General features: G+C 62.8%; 19 protein-coding genes. 5 read left to right on the forward strand and 14 right to left on the reverse strand.

Annotation, left to right across the window (positions count from 1 at the left end; genetic code table 11):
• Positions 1 to 90: 90 nt before the first annotated feature.
• The 7 genes from AC1DWF_RS23085 to AC1DWF_RS23115 form a co-directional block, all read right to left on the reverse strand.
• Positions 91 to 531 carry an RbsD/FucU family protein gene (locus AC1DWF_RS23085; protein ID WP_476781652.1) on the reverse strand — a complete coding sequence of 147 codons (441 nt, stop codon included), beginning with the start codon at positions 529 to 531 and terminating at the stop codon, positions 91 to 93.
• Between the two features lie 81 nt (positions 532 to 612).
• Complete coding sequence (locus tag AC1DWF_RS23090) at positions 613 to 1,362, reverse strand: ABC transporter ATP-binding protein (protein WP_476781653.1); 750 nt, start codon at positions 1,360 to 1,362, stop codon at positions 613 to 615.
• Entirely contained in the window at positions 1,359 to 2,192 is an 834-nt protein-coding gene (locus AC1DWF_RS23095) for an ABC transporter ATP-binding protein (RefSeq protein ID WP_476842093.1), read from the reverse strand. Before AC1DWF_RS23095 ends, AC1DWF_RS23090 begins: the two co-directional genes overlap by 4 nt.
• Positions 2,189 to 3,106, reverse strand: a complete 918-nt coding sequence (nikC, locus tag AC1DWF_RS23100) for a nickel transporter permease (RefSeq protein WP_476781655.1) — start codon at positions 3,104 to 3,106, stop codon at positions 2,189 to 2,191. Before nikC ends, AC1DWF_RS23095 begins: the two co-directional genes overlap by 4 nt.
• Positions 3,103 to 4,161, reverse strand: coding sequence for an ABC transporter permease (locus tag AC1DWF_RS23105; protein ID WP_476788160.1), 1,059 nt, complete (start codon positions 4,159 to 4,161; stop codon positions 3,103 to 3,105). Before AC1DWF_RS23105 ends, nikC begins: the two co-directional genes overlap by 4 nt.
• Before the next feature lie 28 nt (positions 4,162 to 4,189).
• The gene (locus AC1DWF_RS23110) at positions 4,190 to 5,827 is read right to left on the reverse strand and encodes an ABC transporter substrate-binding protein (protein ID WP_476781664.1); all 1,638 of its coding nucleotides are present in this window, start codon (positions 5,825 to 5,827) and stop codon (positions 4,190 to 4,192) included.
• 37 nt (positions 5,828 to 5,864) lie between these two features.
• Entirely contained in the window at positions 5,865 to 6,923 is a 1,059-nt protein-coding gene (locus AC1DWF_RS23115) for a dipeptidase (RefSeq protein WP_476781656.1), read from the reverse strand.
• A gap of 347 nt (positions 6,924 to 7,270) precedes the next feature.
• On the opposite strand from AC1DWF_RS23115, the gene AC1DWF_RS23120 reads away from it, so the two are divergent.
• Together AC1DWF_RS23120 and AC1DWF_RS23125 are read left to right on the forward strand one after the other, a co-directional pair.
• Positions 7,271 to 8,536 (forward strand): Glu/Leu/Phe/Val family dehydrogenase, encoded by a 1,266-nt coding sequence (locus AC1DWF_RS23120; protein ID WP_476781657.1) that lies wholly within the window; start codon positions 7,271 to 7,273, stop codon positions 8,534 to 8,536.
• A 148-nt stretch (positions 8,537 to 8,684) separates the two neighbouring features.
• Positions 8,685 to 9,326: a LysE family translocator gene (locus AC1DWF_RS23125; RefSeq protein WP_476788152.1), complete on the forward strand. Its 642-nt coding sequence runs from the start codon at positions 8,685 to 8,687 to the stop codon at positions 9,324 to 9,326.
• Here the strand turns inward: AC1DWF_RS23125 and AC1DWF_RS23130 are convergent.
• Positions 9,307 to 9,774, reverse strand: a complete 468-nt coding sequence (locus AC1DWF_RS23130; RefSeq protein ID WP_476781659.1) for a hypothetical protein — start codon at positions 9,772 to 9,774, stop codon at positions 9,307 to 9,309. The genes AC1DWF_RS23125 and AC1DWF_RS23130 overlap by 20 nt on opposite strands.
• Entirely contained in the window at positions 9,771 to 11,006 is a 1,236-nt protein-coding gene (gene rlmN, locus AC1DWF_RS23135) for a dual-specificity RNA methyltransferase RlmN (protein WP_476781660.1), read from the reverse strand. Before rlmN ends, AC1DWF_RS23130 begins: the two co-directional genes overlap by 4 nt.
• 144 nt (positions 11,007 to 11,150) lie before the next feature.
• On the opposite strand from rlmN, the gene AC1DWF_RS23140 reads away from it, so the two are divergent.
• Positions 11,151 to 11,483 carry a DUF1294 domain-containing protein gene (locus AC1DWF_RS23140; protein ID WP_476781661.1) on the forward strand — a complete coding sequence of 111 codons (333 nt, stop codon included), beginning with the start codon at positions 11,151 to 11,153 and terminating at the stop codon, positions 11,481 to 11,483.
• Between the two features lie 64 nt (positions 11,484 to 11,547).
• Here the strand turns inward: AC1DWF_RS23140 and AC1DWF_RS23145 are convergent, their stop codons facing one another.
• The 3 genes from AC1DWF_RS23145 to AC1DWF_RS23155 form a co-directional block, all read right to left on the reverse strand.
• Positions 11,548 to 12,051, reverse strand: coding sequence for an invasion associated locus B family protein (locus AC1DWF_RS23145; protein WP_476788153.1), 504 nt, complete (start codon positions 12,049 to 12,051; stop codon positions 11,548 to 11,550).
• 242 nt (positions 12,052 to 12,293) lie between these two features.
• Positions 12,294 to 12,662: a YkvA family protein gene (locus AC1DWF_RS23150; RefSeq protein WP_476781665.1), complete on the reverse strand. Its 369-nt coding sequence runs from the start codon at positions 12,660 to 12,662 to the stop codon at positions 12,294 to 12,296.
• Positions 12,663 to 12,737: 75 nt separating this feature from the next.
• Entirely contained in the window at positions 12,738 to 13,034 is a 297-nt protein-coding gene (locus AC1DWF_RS23155) for a 4a-hydroxytetrahydrobiopterin dehydratase (RefSeq protein ID WP_476781731.1), read from the reverse strand.
• 53 nt (positions 13,035 to 13,087) lie between these two features.
• On the opposite strand from AC1DWF_RS23155, the gene AC1DWF_RS23160 reads away from it, so the two are divergent.
• Positions 13,088 to 13,606, forward strand: a complete 519-nt coding sequence (locus AC1DWF_RS23160) for a low molecular weight protein-tyrosine-phosphatase (RefSeq protein WP_476781732.1) — start codon at positions 13,088 to 13,090, stop codon at positions 13,604 to 13,606.
• Here AC1DWF_RS23160 and thpR read toward each other — a convergent pair.
• Positions 13,510 to 14,106 carry an RNA 2',3'-cyclic phosphodiesterase gene (gene thpR, locus AC1DWF_RS23165; protein WP_476781733.1) on the reverse strand — a complete coding sequence of 199 codons (597 nt, stop codon included), beginning with the start codon at positions 14,104 to 14,106 and terminating at the stop codon, positions 13,510 to 13,512. The genes AC1DWF_RS23160 and thpR overlap by 97 nt on opposite strands.
• Positions 14,107 to 14,245: 139 nt before the next feature.
• Complete coding sequence (locus AC1DWF_RS23170) at positions 14,246 to 14,872, reverse strand: arylesterase (RefSeq protein WP_476781734.1); 627 nt, start codon at positions 14,870 to 14,872, stop codon at positions 14,246 to 14,248.
• A 64-nt stretch (positions 14,873 to 14,936) separates the two neighbouring features.
• Here AC1DWF_RS23170 and AC1DWF_RS23175 point away from each other — a divergent pair.
• Positions 14,937 to 15,439, forward strand: a 503-nt coding sequence (locus AC1DWF_RS23175) for an ABC transporter ATP-binding protein (RefSeq protein WP_476842094.1), incomplete at its 3' end; no start/stop codon positions are given.

The following is a 15,439-nucleotide window of genomic DNA, read 5'->3' on the forward strand; positions in this document are numbered from 1 at the left end:
GCGTTGCGGAAGCGTTCCTTCTCCCCGTCATTACGGGGAGAAGGTGCCGGCAGGCGGATGAGGGGCGGCTCTACGTCAGCCGCAAATGCACTAAGCTTCAGGCGGGACGACGCCCTTGCGGACGGCGAAGTCGGCGTAGAAGCGGCGTTCCTGCGTCTGGATGACGGCGTAGGCCTTCTTGGCGCGTTCGTAAAAGGCGAAACGCTCGATGCCGACCATCTTGGTGTCCGTGCCCGCAATCAGCTTTTGAACCTCGCGCTGGACCTCGGGAAGCTCGTCGGGCTTGCCAACGACCTCCATGCGGCCAAAGGCATCGTCGACGAAGGTGTCGACAGGCATCACCGACAGCACCGCCTTCATCACCCGGACAATGTCGGCGTCGATGCGCAGCGGGCGGCCGAACACTGTCTGGCGCGAGATCGCTTCGGCCGGAAAATTGGCGTCGGCGATGATCAAATCGTCGCCGTGGCCCATCGAGCGCAGCGCGTAGAGCACGTCGGGGCTGAGCAGTGGATCGATGCCGAGAAGCATGGGCGGACACCTGATGATGCGGGTTGCAGATCGGTTGCAGTGTGCAGGCGTGTGCGGCAGCAGGCAAGCGAAAGCCTTGGCTCAGGGTTCGCGGACAAAGCCCTCGCTGGCGACCAGAAGATTGCGCGTATAGTCCTTGGTGACATTGCGGGAGGCGAGATCGCCGGCTTCGAGCCGCTCGACCTCCGCGCCGCTTTGCATCACCATCAGCCGCTCGCACATATGGGTGATGACGCCGAGGTCGTGGCTGACCATGACGAAGGTCAGCTTGCGGTCGCGGCGGATCTGCTCGAGCAAATTGAGCACTTCGGCCTGCACCGAGGCGTCGAGTGCTGATGTCGGCTCGTCCAGCAGGAGCACCGAAGGTTCGAGGATCAGCGCGCGGGCAATCGCCACGCGCTGGCGCTGGCCGCCGGAGAGCTGGTGCGAATAGCGGAAGCGGAAGCCGGAGCCGAGACCGACCTCGTCGAGCGCGCGCTGGATGCGTTTATCGATGTCGGCAAAGCCGTGGATCGCCAAAGGTTCAAGCAGCAGCCGGTCGACGGTCTGGCGCGGATGCAACGAACCATAAGGGTCCTGGAACACCATCTGCACCTGGCGGTAGAATTCCTTGTCACGCGTCTTGCCCAGGCGCTTGCCGCCGACGTCGATGGTGCCCGAGGTCACGGGTGCCAGGCCTGCTACGGCGCGCAGCAGCGTCGACTTGCCGGAACCGGATTCGCCGACAAGGCCGAAGGACTCGCCCTGTGCAACCGTCAGGCTGACGTCCTTGAGCGCTATGAAGTCGTCATAGACGACGCGCAGGCGATCGATGGAAAGGGCAGGGATCACAGCAGCCACTCCGGCTGGCGGTCGAGCACTGGCAGCGGGTGCCGGCTCGTGCCGATCTTGGGCATGCAGTTGAGCAGGCCTTGGGTGTAGGGGTGCCTGGCCTGCGACAGCTCGGAGGCCTTGAGCTCCTCGACGACCTTGCCGGCATACATGACGATCACCCGGTCGCAGAAGGTCGAGACCAGGCGCAGATCGTGCGAGATGAAGATCAGCCCCATGCCACGGTCGATGACCAGCCGGTCGAGGATGCGCAAGATGTCGAGCTGGACGGTGACGTCGAGCGCCGAGGTCGGCTCGTCGGCGATCAGAAGCTCGGGGCCGGCGATCAACATCATGGCGATCAKGGCGCGCTGGCCCATGCCGCCGGAAACCTCGTGCGGGTAAAGGTCGAAGACGCGCTTGGGGTCGCGGATCTGCACCGCCGAGAGCATGTCGAGCGCGCGCTCGCGGGCCTCCGACTTGGCGACCTTTTCATGCGTGCGCAGGGTCTCGACGATCTGCCGGCCGATGGTCATGACAGGATCGAGCGAATATTTCGGGTCCTGCAGGATCATGGCGATGCGATTGCCGCGCAAGGCCCGCCGTTCTGCCGCCGATGTCTTCAAAAGGTCGATGCCGGCGAATTCGAGCCGCTTGGCCTTGATCTCGGCCTGCTGCGGCGTCAGCCCCATGATGGCGCGGCCGGTCTGCGACTTGCCCGAACCGGACTCGCCGACGATGCCGAGCCGCTCCTGGCCAAGCGCGAAGGAGACACCGCGCACCGCTTCCACAACGCCAGTGCGGGTGGGGAAGGAAACACGGAGGTCGTCGACATGCAGCAGCGTGCTCATTGGCCACCGCTGCGTGTGTCGAGTGCGTCGCGCAGGCCATCGCCCAGCAGGTTGAAGCCGAGGCTGACGATGAGGATGGCGGCTCCGGGAGCGGCTGCGACCCACCACTGGTCGAGGATGAAGCGGCGGCCCGAGGCGATCATCGAGCCCCATTCCGGCAGCGGCGGCTGGGCGCCGAGCCCGAGGAAGCCGAGGCCGGCGGCGGTGAGGATGATACCGGCCATGTCGAGCGTGACGCGCACGATCAGCGAGGAGATGCACAGCGGCATGATGTGGCGCACCACGATGCGCATCGGCGAGGCGCCCATCAGCTTGACCGCCGAGATGTAGTCCGAGCTGCGCAGGGTCAATGTTTCGGCACGGGCGATGCGGGCATAGGGCGGCCACGAGGTCAGCGCGATGGCGATGATGGCGTTGCCGATGCCGGGTCCAAGCGCTGCGACAAAGGCCAGCGCCAATATCAGCTTGGGGAAGGCGAGGAAGATGTCGGTGATGCGCATCAAAACCGCATCGACCCAGCCGCCGGCATAGCCAGCGGCGGTGCCGACCAGCAGGCCTACGGGTGCCGCGATGATGGCGACAAGCGCCACCACCTGCAAGGTGAGGCGCGAGCCGTAAATCAGCCTGGAAAGGATATCGCGGCCCTGGTCGTCGGTTCCAAGCCAATACTCGGCACTGGGCGGCATTAGGCGCGCATTCTTGAGGTCGCCAATATAGGGCGAGTAGGGCGCAAGCAACGGTGCGAAGGCGGCGATGAGCAGCAGCGCCAGGATGATGAACATGCCGACGACGGCGAGCTTGTTTGCGGTGAAGCGGCGCCAGGTCAGATAGGCTTGGCCGAGCCGAGCCTGAAAGCGCGACTGCGGCCTGTCGGTCAAAAGCCATTCGCGGCGGGTCAAAACAGTGTCGCTCATCGTATCCGCGTCCTTGGGTCGAGCAGGCGATAGAGCAGGTCGGAGAACAGGTTGAGCGCGATGAACACCGAGCCGATGACAATCGTGCCGCCCAGGACCGCATTCATGTCGGCATTCTGCAGCGAATTGGTGATGTAGAGGCCAAGGCCGGGCCAGGCGAAGACCGTTTCGGTTAGCACCGAGCCTTCGAGCAGGCCGGCGTAGGACAGCGCGATCACGGTGACCAGCGGCACGGCAGCGTTGCGCAGCGCATGACCCCAGATGATGCGAGTTTCCGACAGGCCCTTGGCGCGCGCTGCCACGATGTATTCCTGGCTCAGCTCGTTGAGCATGAAGGAACGCGTCATGCGGCTGATATAGGCGAGCGAGAAATAGCCAAGCAGCGAGGCCGGCAGGATGATGTGGGCGAAGATGTCCTTGAACGCGGCCCAGTCGCGGTTGAGGACAGCGTCGAGCAGGTAAAAGCCGGTGATCGGGGTGAAGGTGTATTCGAACACCACGTCGATGCGGCCGGGGCCGGCGGTCCAGCCGAGCCGGGCGTAGAACACCAGAAGCGCCAGAAGCCCGAGCCAGAAAATCGGCATCGAATAGCCGATCAGGCCGATGATACGCACGATCTGGTCGGCGAGGCTGCCGCGCTTGACGGCGGCCAGCACGCCGAGCGGGATGCCGAAGGCAGCACCGATGATGGTGCCGACGGTGGCGAGTTCCATGGTCGCGGGAAAGACGCGGCGGATGTCGGCCATGACAGGGTTGGTGGTCAGCACGGAGGTGCCGAAATCGCCCTGCAGCACACCTTTCACATAGAGGTAGAACTGCTGGTAGTAGGGCAGGTTGAAGCCCATTTCGATACGCGTGCGCTCAACGACATGGGCAGGCGCCCTGTCGCCGACGATCGCCAGCACCGGATCGATGGGAACGACACGGCCAATGAAAAAGGTGACGGCCAAAAGGCCAAGATAGGTCGTTGCCACGATCACCAAAAAGCTGGCGATCGAGCCTGCGAGAGCAGAGGCGCGCCTGTTGGCGCGCCTCGCTTGGGTCTGATTTTCCATGCTGGTCAACGGATCGATCCTTTTCGGATCAGTCCTTGGTCACGGGAGCGACGAAGTTGGAATCGAAGTTCGGCCCCAGCTTGTAGTTCTTGACGTTGCCGCGCAGGCCAGCGACTTCGGTCTGCTGGAAGATCATCACGAACGGGCTGGTGTCGAGGGCAGCCTGCTGCAACTCCTTGTACATGGCCGCGCGCTTGTCGTTGTCGCGCTCCAGAAGGGCTGCCTTGGTCTTTTCGGTGAGCTCCGGAACGTCCCAGGCATTGCGCCAGGCCAGCGTCTTCACCGTGCCGTCATCGGCATTGTTGGGGTTGGAGGTGAAGGTTTCGGCGTTGGAGTTCGGATCCCAGTAATCCATGCCCCACTGACCGATATACATGTCGTGGTTGCGGGCGCGGTACTTGGTCAGGGTCTGCTTGCCGTCGCCGGGGATGATCTCCAGCTTGATGCCGGCCTGGCCGACGGTCTGCTGGAAGGCTTCGGCGATGCCCGTCACCGGCTGGGAATTGCGCACGTCCATGGTGACGGTGAAGCCGTCCTTCAGGCCTGCCTTCTCCAGCAGTTCCTTGGCCTTGGCGACGTCAAACGTGAACGGGTTGGAGTCGAGCGCGCCGAGCACGCCCTTGGCCTGGTAGGTCTGGCGGATTTCGCCAATGCCCTTGATCAGCGTCGAACCGATGGCGTCGTAGTCGACCAGATACTTGAGCGCCTGGCGTACTTCGGGCTTGGCCAGGTTGGGGTTCTTCTGGTTGAGGCTGATGTAATAGACCGTGCCCTTGGGCGCGCTGGTGGTGGCAAGGTCGGCGTTCTTCGAGATCGCCTCCAGGTCGCCCGGCTCGAGATTGCGGGCGACGTCGATGTCGCCTGCTTCAAGCATCAGGCGCTGGGTGGCGCTTTCCTTGACGTGGCGATAGATGACGCGGGCAAGGGCTGCCTTTTCACCGTAGTAATTGTCGTTGCGCTCCAGCACGAGGATCTCGTTGGCGCGCCAGTCGCGGATCTTGAAGGGACCCGAGCCGGCATAACCTGTCTTGAGCCAGCCATTGCCGAAATCATTGTCGAACTTGTACTCGTCGGTCGGGGTGACCGGGGCGACATGCTCGAGCACCAGCTTCTTGTCCATCACGGCACCGACGGTGGCKGTCAGGCAGTTCAGCACGAAGCTCGGCGCATAGGACTTGTCGACGGTGAAGACGAACGTGCTGTCGTCGACGGCCTTGGCCTTCTCAGTGACATTGTCCTTGGTCAGGCCGAACTGGGTGAGGATGAAGGCCGGGCTCTTGTCGAGCTTGACGGCGCGCTCGAACGACCAGGCCACGTCGGCCGCGGTGATCGGGTTGCCGGAGGCGAACTTCAGGCCGGGCTTGAGCTTGAAGGTGTAGACCAGGCCATCGTCGGATACGGTCCAGCTCTCGGCGACGCCGGGGCGCACCTTGGTGGTGTCGCTAACGTCGAGGCGCACCAGCATGTCATAGGCGTTGCCGAGGAATTCGGCCGGGCTGAGCTCGAAGGATTCAGCCGGGTCAAGCGTGATGGTGTCATCGATGGCCCAGGCCTGGACCAGCGTGTCGGCCGGTGTCACCGCAAGCGCGGGTGAGGCGAAAACCATCGCCGACAAGGCAGCGCCAGCAAGCATCAGGCGGAAATGCCCGTTCATTTTACCGATCATCATTTTTTCAGTTCCCCAAGTTGACGATTATTTGTTGTTAGGCCGCCGTTTCGTGCCAGGCCGAGCGCAAAACCCTCAGCCAGTTGTCACGGCATATTTTCGCCAGATCGGCGTCACCATATCCAGCGTTCCCAAGGGCCGCAACGAGCTTCTGCAGGCCGGCTGCGTCGCCGATCTCGCCCGGCACGGTGCAGCCGTCAAAGTCCGAGCCCAGCCCCACGCCGTCGATGCCGACATGCTCGACGAGATAGTCGACGTGGCGGATCATTTGGGAAAGCGGGGTGTCGACGCTCTTTGCGCCATCCTCGCGCAGCATGGTGACGGCGAAGTTCAGTCCGACGAGGCCGTTGCTTTCGCGCACGGCGGCGAGCTGCTTGTCGGTCAGGTTGCGGCTGATCGGCGTGATCGCATGGGCGTTGGAATGGCTGACGATCAGCGGCCGGTCGCTGAGCTTGGCGACGTCCCAGAAGCCCTTTTCGGTGATGTGGGCGAGATCGATGGCGATGCCGATGCGATTGCATTCCTTGACCAGCCGTTTGCCGGCTTCGGTCAGGCCGGGGCCGGTGTCGGGGCTCGAGGGAAAGGCAAATGGAACGCCATGGCCGAAGACGGTGTTGCGACTCCACACCGGGCCGAGCGAGCGCAGGCCGGCGGCGTAGAACACGTCGAGCGCGGCAAGATCGGCGTCGATCGCCTCGCAGCCTTCCATATGCAGCACGGCGGCGAACTTGCCTTCGGCTTGTGCTGCATCGATGTCGGCGCCGCTGCGGCAGATCTTCCAGCCCCCGGCACGCTCGATCCTGAAGGCGATCGATGCCATGTCGAGGGCGATGTCGAGCGAAGGCGCACGTTCGAGCGGCTTGCACAGCGGAATGGCATAGTGGCCGTTTTCGTCGCGCACCTCGTCGGGCATGTTGGCCGAAGTGATGTAGATCGCGCACAGCCCGCCGGCGAGGCCGCCCTTTTGGGCGCGTGCCATGTCGATATGGCCCTGCGTGGTGCCTTCGATGAACTCCGCTACCGGGTCAGCACCCTTGGCGGCGTTGTTCCACAACCGATAAAGCACGTCGTTGTGGCCGTCGAAAACTGCCTGCATTACCCACTCCTGTCTGCGGCGGCAGTTGAATGATGTGCGGCAGGGCAAGTCAACCTGTCGCCAGGGGCGAGCTTTGCGCCGGTGCAGCAATTCCGCTTGGTTCGGGGTGCCCAGGACCAACAGGAATCTCGGCCTGGACCATTAGGCCGCGGACATATATTTCTCCCCCGAAAATGCACGGAAATTTCGGCTCACGGTTCCCGTCGGCGACTGCTGGCGGATGACCTTGCGGCAGCCTGCGTCCTTGTACGGCATTGAGTTCTGACAAAAATTTGTGCAGGCCACCGCAGGCGGCCCTTTGGCCGCTCGCCGAATTGCAATTCCATTGATTAGGTTAGGAAGTTTATATGTCAGAAGTCAGTCTTCTCGATCATGCACTCGTGCGCCTCGACGAGGCGGCAAAACACCTGAACGTCGACGCCGACGTTATCGAGAAACTGAAATTTGCCCGCGAGACCACCAAAGCCCGTCTGATGATCCGCATGGACGACGGCTCGCGTAAATCCTTCATCGCCTGGCGCTGCCGCTATGACGACACGCGCGGACCGACCAAGGGCGGCATCCGCTTCCACCCTGAATCGACCGCCGACGAGGTCGAGATGCTGGCCTTCTGGATGACCTTCAAATGCGCCGTGATGAACCTGCCCTACGGCGGCGGCAAGGGTGCCGTGCAGGTCGACCCGCGCAAGCTGTCCAAGGCCGAGCTGGAGCGTCTGTCGCGCGCCTATATCCAGGCTTTTGCCCGCATCATCGGTCCCGACCGCGATATTCCGGCACCCGACGTCTACACCAATTCGATGATCATGGGCTGGATGGCCGACGAGTATGCGCAGATCGTCGGCCAGGCTTCGCCCGCCGTCATCACTGGCAAGCCGCTGGCGCTGGGCGGTTCGCTCGGCCGCGGCGACGCCACCGCGCGCGGCGGCTTCTATCTCGTGCGCCACCTTGCCGATGAGCTCGGCCTCAAGGGCAGCCTGCGCATCGCCGTGCAGGGTTTTGGCAATGCCGGCCAGCACATCGCCCGCCTGCTTGCCTCGGACGGCCACAAGATCGTCGCTGTTTCGGACTCCGAAGGTGCGGTGCAGGCGGCCAACGGGCTCGACCTCGACCGGCTCTTCGTTGCCAAGGACAGCGGCCGCTCGGTCGTCACGACCGCCGGCCACGCCGGCCATGAACTGCTCGACGGCAATGCGCTTGTCGGCGTCGATTGCGACATCCTGGTGCCGTCGGCGCTGGAGAACATGATCCGCATCGACAACGCCGACCAGGTCAAGGCCCGCATCGTGCTCGAACTGGCCAATGGCCCGGTCACCGCGGAAGCAGACGAGGTCCTGGAGAAGAAGGGCATCGTCGTCCTGCCCGACATCCTGGCCAATGCCGGCGGCGTCACCGTCTCCTATTTCGAGTGGGTGCAGAACCGCCAGGGTTATTACTGGCCGATCGAGGAGATCCACGAGCGCCTGCGCACCATCATGGAGCGTGAGGGCCGTGCCATCTGGGACGTCGCGCAGGCCAAGGACGTTTCGGTGCGCACAGCGGCTTATGTGCATGCGCTCGCGCGTCTCGGCGAAGCGATCGAAGCACACGGTACGCAGAACTATTTCGCGAGCTGATCCAGACCGCTCACACCGCCGGATCGAATGGTCCGGCGGTGATCTAGCCCGCCACTTTCCGGTTGAAGCGCCGAAATCGTGCGGCTAGGGCTTCTGCAAAGAAATCTCCCACAACCCTTGCCTTCAAGGCACAACCGGCGGCCCGACAATGTCCTTCATTCCCGATTGGTCGACCATCATCCAGTTTGCAATCGCGACCTTCATCATCGCGATCACCCCTGGACCCGACATGACCTTGTTCGTCGGCCGGGCGCTGTCGGAAGGCCGCAAGGCCGGCTTTGCCTGCATGGCGGGTGCGATGACCGGCATCGTCTTCCACACATCGCTCGTGGCGCTCGGGCTGTCGGCGCTGATCGTTGCCTCGCCGCAAGCCTTCATGGCGCTCAAGATCGTCGGCGCCGGCTATCTCGTCTGGCTCGCCTTCCAGGCGGTGACCAAGGGTTCGGCGTTTTCGCCTGACACCACCAAGCGGGCTCCGCGCTCGATGTTCCAGAACTGGGCGACCGGGCTTGGCATCAACCTGCTCAACCCCAAGATCATCCTGTTTTTCATGACCTTCCTGCCGCAATTCGTGTCGGCACACGACACCAACGCCCCGGGAAAGCTGTTCTTCCTCGGCGCGATGTTCATCATCCTGTCGCTGCCGCTTGTCGCCCCGATGGTGATTGCCGCCGACAAGTTCGCCGGCTTGCTCAAGAAGAGCCCGCGCGTCACCCGTATCGTCGATTATCTGTTTGCGGGCGTGTTTTCGGCCTTCGCGCTGAAGATCCTTACGGCGCAGGCGAAGTAGGTCTGGGACCCAGGACACCGGCAAAGCGGCCGGTGACAAACCAGTAGGCGATGCCGCCGATCAGACCGCTGCCGATGATTGAAACCGGCAGCAACGGGTCTTGGTAGGCGAAGCTTGGGTCGCCCGCCTGGTAGGCAAAGCCTAGGAACACCAGCGCGACGAAGCCGCCACCGAGCGCGTAAAACAGCCAGTCGCGCTTGCCCCGAAGCTCAGCCAAAACCATGACGATGACCGCCGGCACGAAGGCGAAATAGGCGACGAACAGCGCGGTGAACGGGATGGTGAAGACCATCGACCCAGTGGCGACCTCGGGCGGCATGTCGGCGGCCATGAGGCCGGCAGCACCGAGGAAGATCACGTTGAGAAAAGCCCCAGCGGCAAGCGCGGCCGCGAGATAGCCCACCACCATATGGGCGAACTTGCCGAGATAGAGCAGGAAGCGGCTCACGCCTCGCCGTGCCCTGCAATCATCATCGCTTCGAGCGCCAGGCGCTCGGTCTTTTTCATGCGCTCGGATTCCGACTTGAGCTGGCCGCAGGCGGCAAGGATGTCGCGGCCGCGCGGGGTGCGGATTGGCGAGGCATAGCCGGCATTGTTGATGTAGTCGGCGAACTTCTCGATCGTCTCCCAGTCCGAGCACTGGTAGTTGGTGCCGGGCCAGGGGTTGAACGGGATCAGGTTGATCTTGGCGGGGACGCCCCGCAGCAGCTTGACCAGCGCCTTGGCGTCTTCGAGGGAATCGTTGACGTCCTTGAGCATCACATATTCGAAGGTGATGCGGCGCGCGTTCGACAGGCCGGGATAAGTGCGGCAGGCCTCGATCAGCTCCTTGAGCGGGTACTTCTTGTTGATTGGCACGAGCAGGTCGCGCAAATCGTCATTGGTGGCATGCAGCGAGATCGCCAGCATGACGCCGATCTCCTCGCCGGTGCGGAAAATTTCCGGCACGACACCGGACGTTGACAAGGTGATGCGCCTTTTCGACAGGGAAAGTCCGTCGCCGTCAGAGGCGATCAGCAGGGCCTTCTTCACCGCCTCGAAATTGTAGAGCGGTTCGCCCATGCCCATCATGACGATGTTGGAGATTTTCCGCCCTTCGGCCGGCACGATGGCGCCGTCGGGCGTGTTGCGGTCGGGGAAGTCGCCCAGCCGGTCGCGTGCCGTCATCAGCTGCGTCAGGATTTCTTCCGCCGTCAGGTTGCGCACCAGCTTCTGCGTGCCGGTGTGGCAGAACGAGCAGGTCAGCGTGCAGCCGACCTGGGACGAGATGCACAGCGTGCCGCGGCCTTCCTCGGGAATGTAGACGGTCTCGATCTCGACGGGACGGCCCGCTCCGCGCGGCGGAAAACGGAACAGCCACTTGCGCGTGCCGTCGGACGAAATCTGCTCTTCGACGATCTCGGGCCGCGCGATGGTGAAGTGCTTGGCGAGTTCGGCGCGCAGGTCCTTGGAGATGTTGAACATGTCGGCGAAGTCGGAGACGCCGCGGACATAAAGCCAGTGCCAGAGCTGCTGGACGCGCATTTTTGCCTGGCGTTCGGGAACGGTACCGGATGCGACAAGCGCTTCGGCAAGCTCCTCGCGGGTGAGGCCGATCAGCGACTCCTTGACGGGCGTCGCTGCGCGGGCGCGCAACGCGTCTCGGGTAGCATCGGTGGTGAGGTCGAGCGAAAGGGTCATTCGGTCCCAGGTCGGTTGATATCGCAGCTTATGTAGGATTTTGGGGCGACATATCACAGGTCTGTCGCCGCGTCACGTTTTGGCGGCCATGCATTTGTGCCGCAGCTTTGCAATCTGTTAGGCATTGGCCGGGATGCTGGGCCGATGAGCAACATCTTCCACATCGTCCTGGTGGTGCTCGCCGTCAACGGCGCGGCGTTCTTGGCCTTCTGGCGCGACAAGCGACTGGCCCGCAGTGGCGCCCGGCGCATCTCCGAAAAAACCCTGCTTTGGCTCGCATTCGCCGGCGGCAGTATCGGCGCGCTGTCAGCCCAGCATTTGTTCCGGCACAAGACGCGCAAGGAGCCGTTCCGGTCGCGTTTGTACCGTATCGTGCTGTTGCAGGCGGTTGCGATCACCGCCTTGGTGATCTGGCTGATCGTGCCGCACTGGGTGTCCGGCCTGCTCAATGCACTGAGCGGCCGATCGGTTTCGTAGGTTCCAGCAACAAAAAAGCCGGGCGATCGGATCGCCCGGCTTTCGAAATGCGTATCGAATGCGCCTACTTGCAGGTGGTGATCGACGTCAGCGCTGCCGAAATGCCCTTGAGCGAGAAGACGTAGCTCGTCGGATTGCCGCGGCCCGACTTGGCTTGGACCTTCATGTCGGTTCCGCCTTTCATGGCGGCAATCAGGGCCGGCTCTTCGGCGGCGTTCTCGACCCAGGCCGACTTGCCCTTGGTGAACATCGAGAAGCTCTTGCCGTCGATGGTGACGGAGACCTTGGAATTTTCCTGGAAATTGTAGCCGGCAATGAACTGCGGCTCGAACGACACCTTCTGGCCCGGGCGCTGGCTGACGAAGAAGAACATGTCGCCGTGGTCGAGCGTCGGTGGCTGCTTGTCGGTCGGTACCGTCAGCACGTAACAGACCTTGCCGTTCTGTGCCTGGTAGCTGTAGGTGCCCCAGGCGTTGTGCTGACCGATCTTGGTCGCCGACTGGGCGAGTGCCGGCATTGCCGACACGGCAAGCACCAGACCCGAAATTGTAGCTATCAAACCGCGCATCGCTTTTCCTGTACCTCAAATGGAGCGGGGCAGGCCGACTGCGCGCCCGCCCGTTCGCTTCATTTTGATTTAATCTGGGTTACCAAAGGGTGAATGACCTCGCATAAAGGATATTCACCGCAATGGAGCCCCGCCGAACTGCCTGTCATGCAACAGGCAACTTGTCCCTGACGTGGTTGAAAACCACGAAAACGGCAACAGTTTGACTTTTCGTTTCACGATGAAACAGGCGCGGCTTTGTCTTACCAGTCCTGCGACAGCGCTTCCTTTGCGGCAAGTCGGTGCGCCGGTGTCATATGGGCGCGCACCGCCGTGATCGCCGCGGTCAGCACGGCGATGTCGTCGGTGAAGCCGAGGCCGAGGATCATGTCGGGAATGGTGTCGACCGGCAGGATGAAATAGCCGAGTGCTGCCAGAAGGATACCCTTGGCACGGAGCGGGGTCTCCTTGTCGAGCGCGCAATAATAGGCAGCGACCACTTCTTCCATGAAAGGCACGTGACGAGCAGCGCGCTTGGCGGTGCGCCAGAATTTTTCGCGCACTTCGCCCTCGCTTGGCGGAGCATCGTTCGTGCCGCCGCGGAAGCCGTCAAAGCCAGAAAACTTCACCATCCAGACAGACTCCTTTGTCCGAACCTGTTTGCCATGGATGTGGGAAAGTCGAGGCCGCGCTGCAAGATGTTTCGCTCAAGAACCGAAATAGCTGTTCATGCGCTTCGCCAGCTTGACGTCGAGTTCGGTCAGCCCGCCGGCGTCATGGGTGTTCAGCTTGACGTCGACGGTCTTGTAGACGTTCGACCAGTCGGGATGATGGTCCATCTTCTCGGCGACGAGCGCGACGCGGGTCATGAACGCAAATGCCTCGCTGAAATTCTTGAACACGAAGCTGCGCGACATCGACAGCCCGTCAGTGGCAAGCGTCCAGCCGCCGAGCTCGGCGAGGGCTTGCTTCAATTCTTGTGGTCCAAGTTTCTCTCTGGCCATTTCATGCTCCCGTGGGTATCGAAGTCTTTCCTCACCAGCATAGCGCGGGAACGATGAGCGAGAAGCCGGTAAAATCCATCCTCTTCGTTTGCCTCGGCAATATCTGCCGTTCGCCACTGGCCGAAGGCGTGTTTCGCGCCGTGCTCGCCGAACGTGGGCTGGATGGCGAATACACCATCGACTCCGCCGGCACCGGCGGCTGGCATGCGGGATCGGCGCCTGATCCCCGTTCGATCGCCGTTGCAGCCCAGCATGGCATCGATATTGCTGCCCAGCAGGCACGCAAGGTGGTGGCGCGCGATTTCGAACGCTTCGACCTGATCCTCGGCATGGATCGCTCGAATCTCGACGATCTGCGCTCGCTCGCCCCAGCAGGGTCCGTCGAACGTGTCGAGCTTTTCCTCGGCCATGCCACGGGCGGACCACGGGATGTGCCCGATCCATATTATGGCGGCGAAGACGGATTTCTGGCGGTCTACCGCATGATCCGCGAGGCTTCGGAGGCACTTGCCGACCGGCTCGACGCGCGGGCATCGGCACCGTTGAGCGGCCACGCCTCCTCGACGATGTAGGGGCCGCCGCCAACCGAATCGCGCGACGACATCAAGACGAAGCGCCCGACGCGGAAGGGCAGGGCGGAAAAATTACCGCGCGCCGATAGGTAATGCGCGACGTCGAGCGGGGTGGTGTTCCGCAGCCGCGCCAGCGTGACATGCGGGGTGAACTTGCGCGGATCGGACGGTACGCCGAGGCGCTTGCAGATGCGTTCGATCTCGGCTTGCAGCGCATTCAGTTCCGGCGAGGGCATGACGCCCGCCCAGACCGCATGCGGCTTTTTCTGCCCGAAGGCGCCGACACCCGACAGCGTGAGCGGGAAACCGGACCGGTCGACGCGATCGAGCGCATCGACGATCTCGTCGGCGACGTGGCCTTCGATATCTCCGAAGAAACGCAAGGTGAGGTGGTAGTTTTCGACCTCGATCCAGCGGGCGCCGGGTAGACCGCCCCTGAGCAGGGACAGCGATAGTGCGGCATCACGCGGAATCTCGAGGGCGGTGAAAAGTCGCGGCATGGCCAGGCTCCCTTCCTCGAATCGCAATTCGTAGCCTCAGCGAATCATCGATCGCCTCGGTGGGCAAGAGCTTTGTTAAGCACTTGCTGTTTCCAAGCCGCARTTGCTTGTGAAGTGTGACAACGTTGCATTGTGGAGTTCATCTGGCTGCAATTGCTTTCTCCACCGTCGGCAAAGCCTTCTCGACCATGCGGTCGATGCCTTCGACGCTTGGGTGCATGCCGTCTTCGAGCAAAAGCTTCTGGTCGGCTGCGACACCGTCGAGGAAGAACGGATAGAGCGTGACACCGTATTTTTCGGCGAGGCGCGGATAGATGCCGTCGAAGGCGGCCTGATAGTCGGCGCCGAGATTGGGCGCGGCCCGCATTCCGGCGAGCAGCACCGGGATGTTGCGCTGCTTGAGGCGTGCGATCATGGCATCGAGGTTGTTTTCGGTGATTTCGGGCGCGATACCGCGCAGCATGTCGTTGGCGCCAAGTTCGAGGATCACCAGTTGCGTGCCCTCTGGCACCGACCAGTCGAGCCGCGACAGCCCGCCGCTGGAGGTATCGCCCGAGACGCCGGCATTGGCGATCACCACATCGTGACCGCGGGCGCGTAGCGCTGCCTCCAGTTTTTCTGGAAAACCCTCGCCAGGGCCAAGGCCGTAGCCGGCCATCAGGCTGTCGCCGAATCCAACGATGCGGAAGGGCTCTGCCAACGCCGGCGCGCCAAGAGATGCCGCAAGCATAAACAGGGCAGCGGCGAATAGTTGTTTGAAAGCCATGAATTAGACCCGATATGACGAAGACAGTCCCCGCCCAACAGTTTTCATATAGGACAGATTTGCCGTGACAGAAGCAGTCATCGAACTCAGAGACGTATCGCTGACGCTCGGCACGGGGGCCTCTTCAGTGCATGTGCTGAAAGGCGTGAGCCTCGATGTCGCTGCCGGTGAGGCGACCGGCATCGTCGGCCCCTCCGGTTCCGGCAAGTCGACGCTGCTGATGGTCCTGGCAGGCCTGGAGCGGGTCGATTCGGGAACGGTACAAATCGCCGGTGAGCTGCTCAACGGCCGCAGCGAAGACCAGATCGCCTCGTTTAGGGGGCGTAACATTGGCATCGTGTTCCAGTCTTTCCACCTGATCCCCAACATGACGGCGCTCGAAAACGTCGCCGTGCCGCTGGAGTTGGCCGGCAAGCGCGACGCCTTCGCCATAGCCGAGCGCGAACTGGCAGCCGTCGGTCTCGCCGATCGCGTGACGCATTATCCCGGTGAGCTGTCGGGGGGCGAACAGCAGCGCGTGGCGATTGCCCGCGCCTTGGCGCCCGAGCCGCGCATCCTGATCGCCGA

Source organism: Aminobacter sp. P4_D5 (assembly GCF_056401815.1).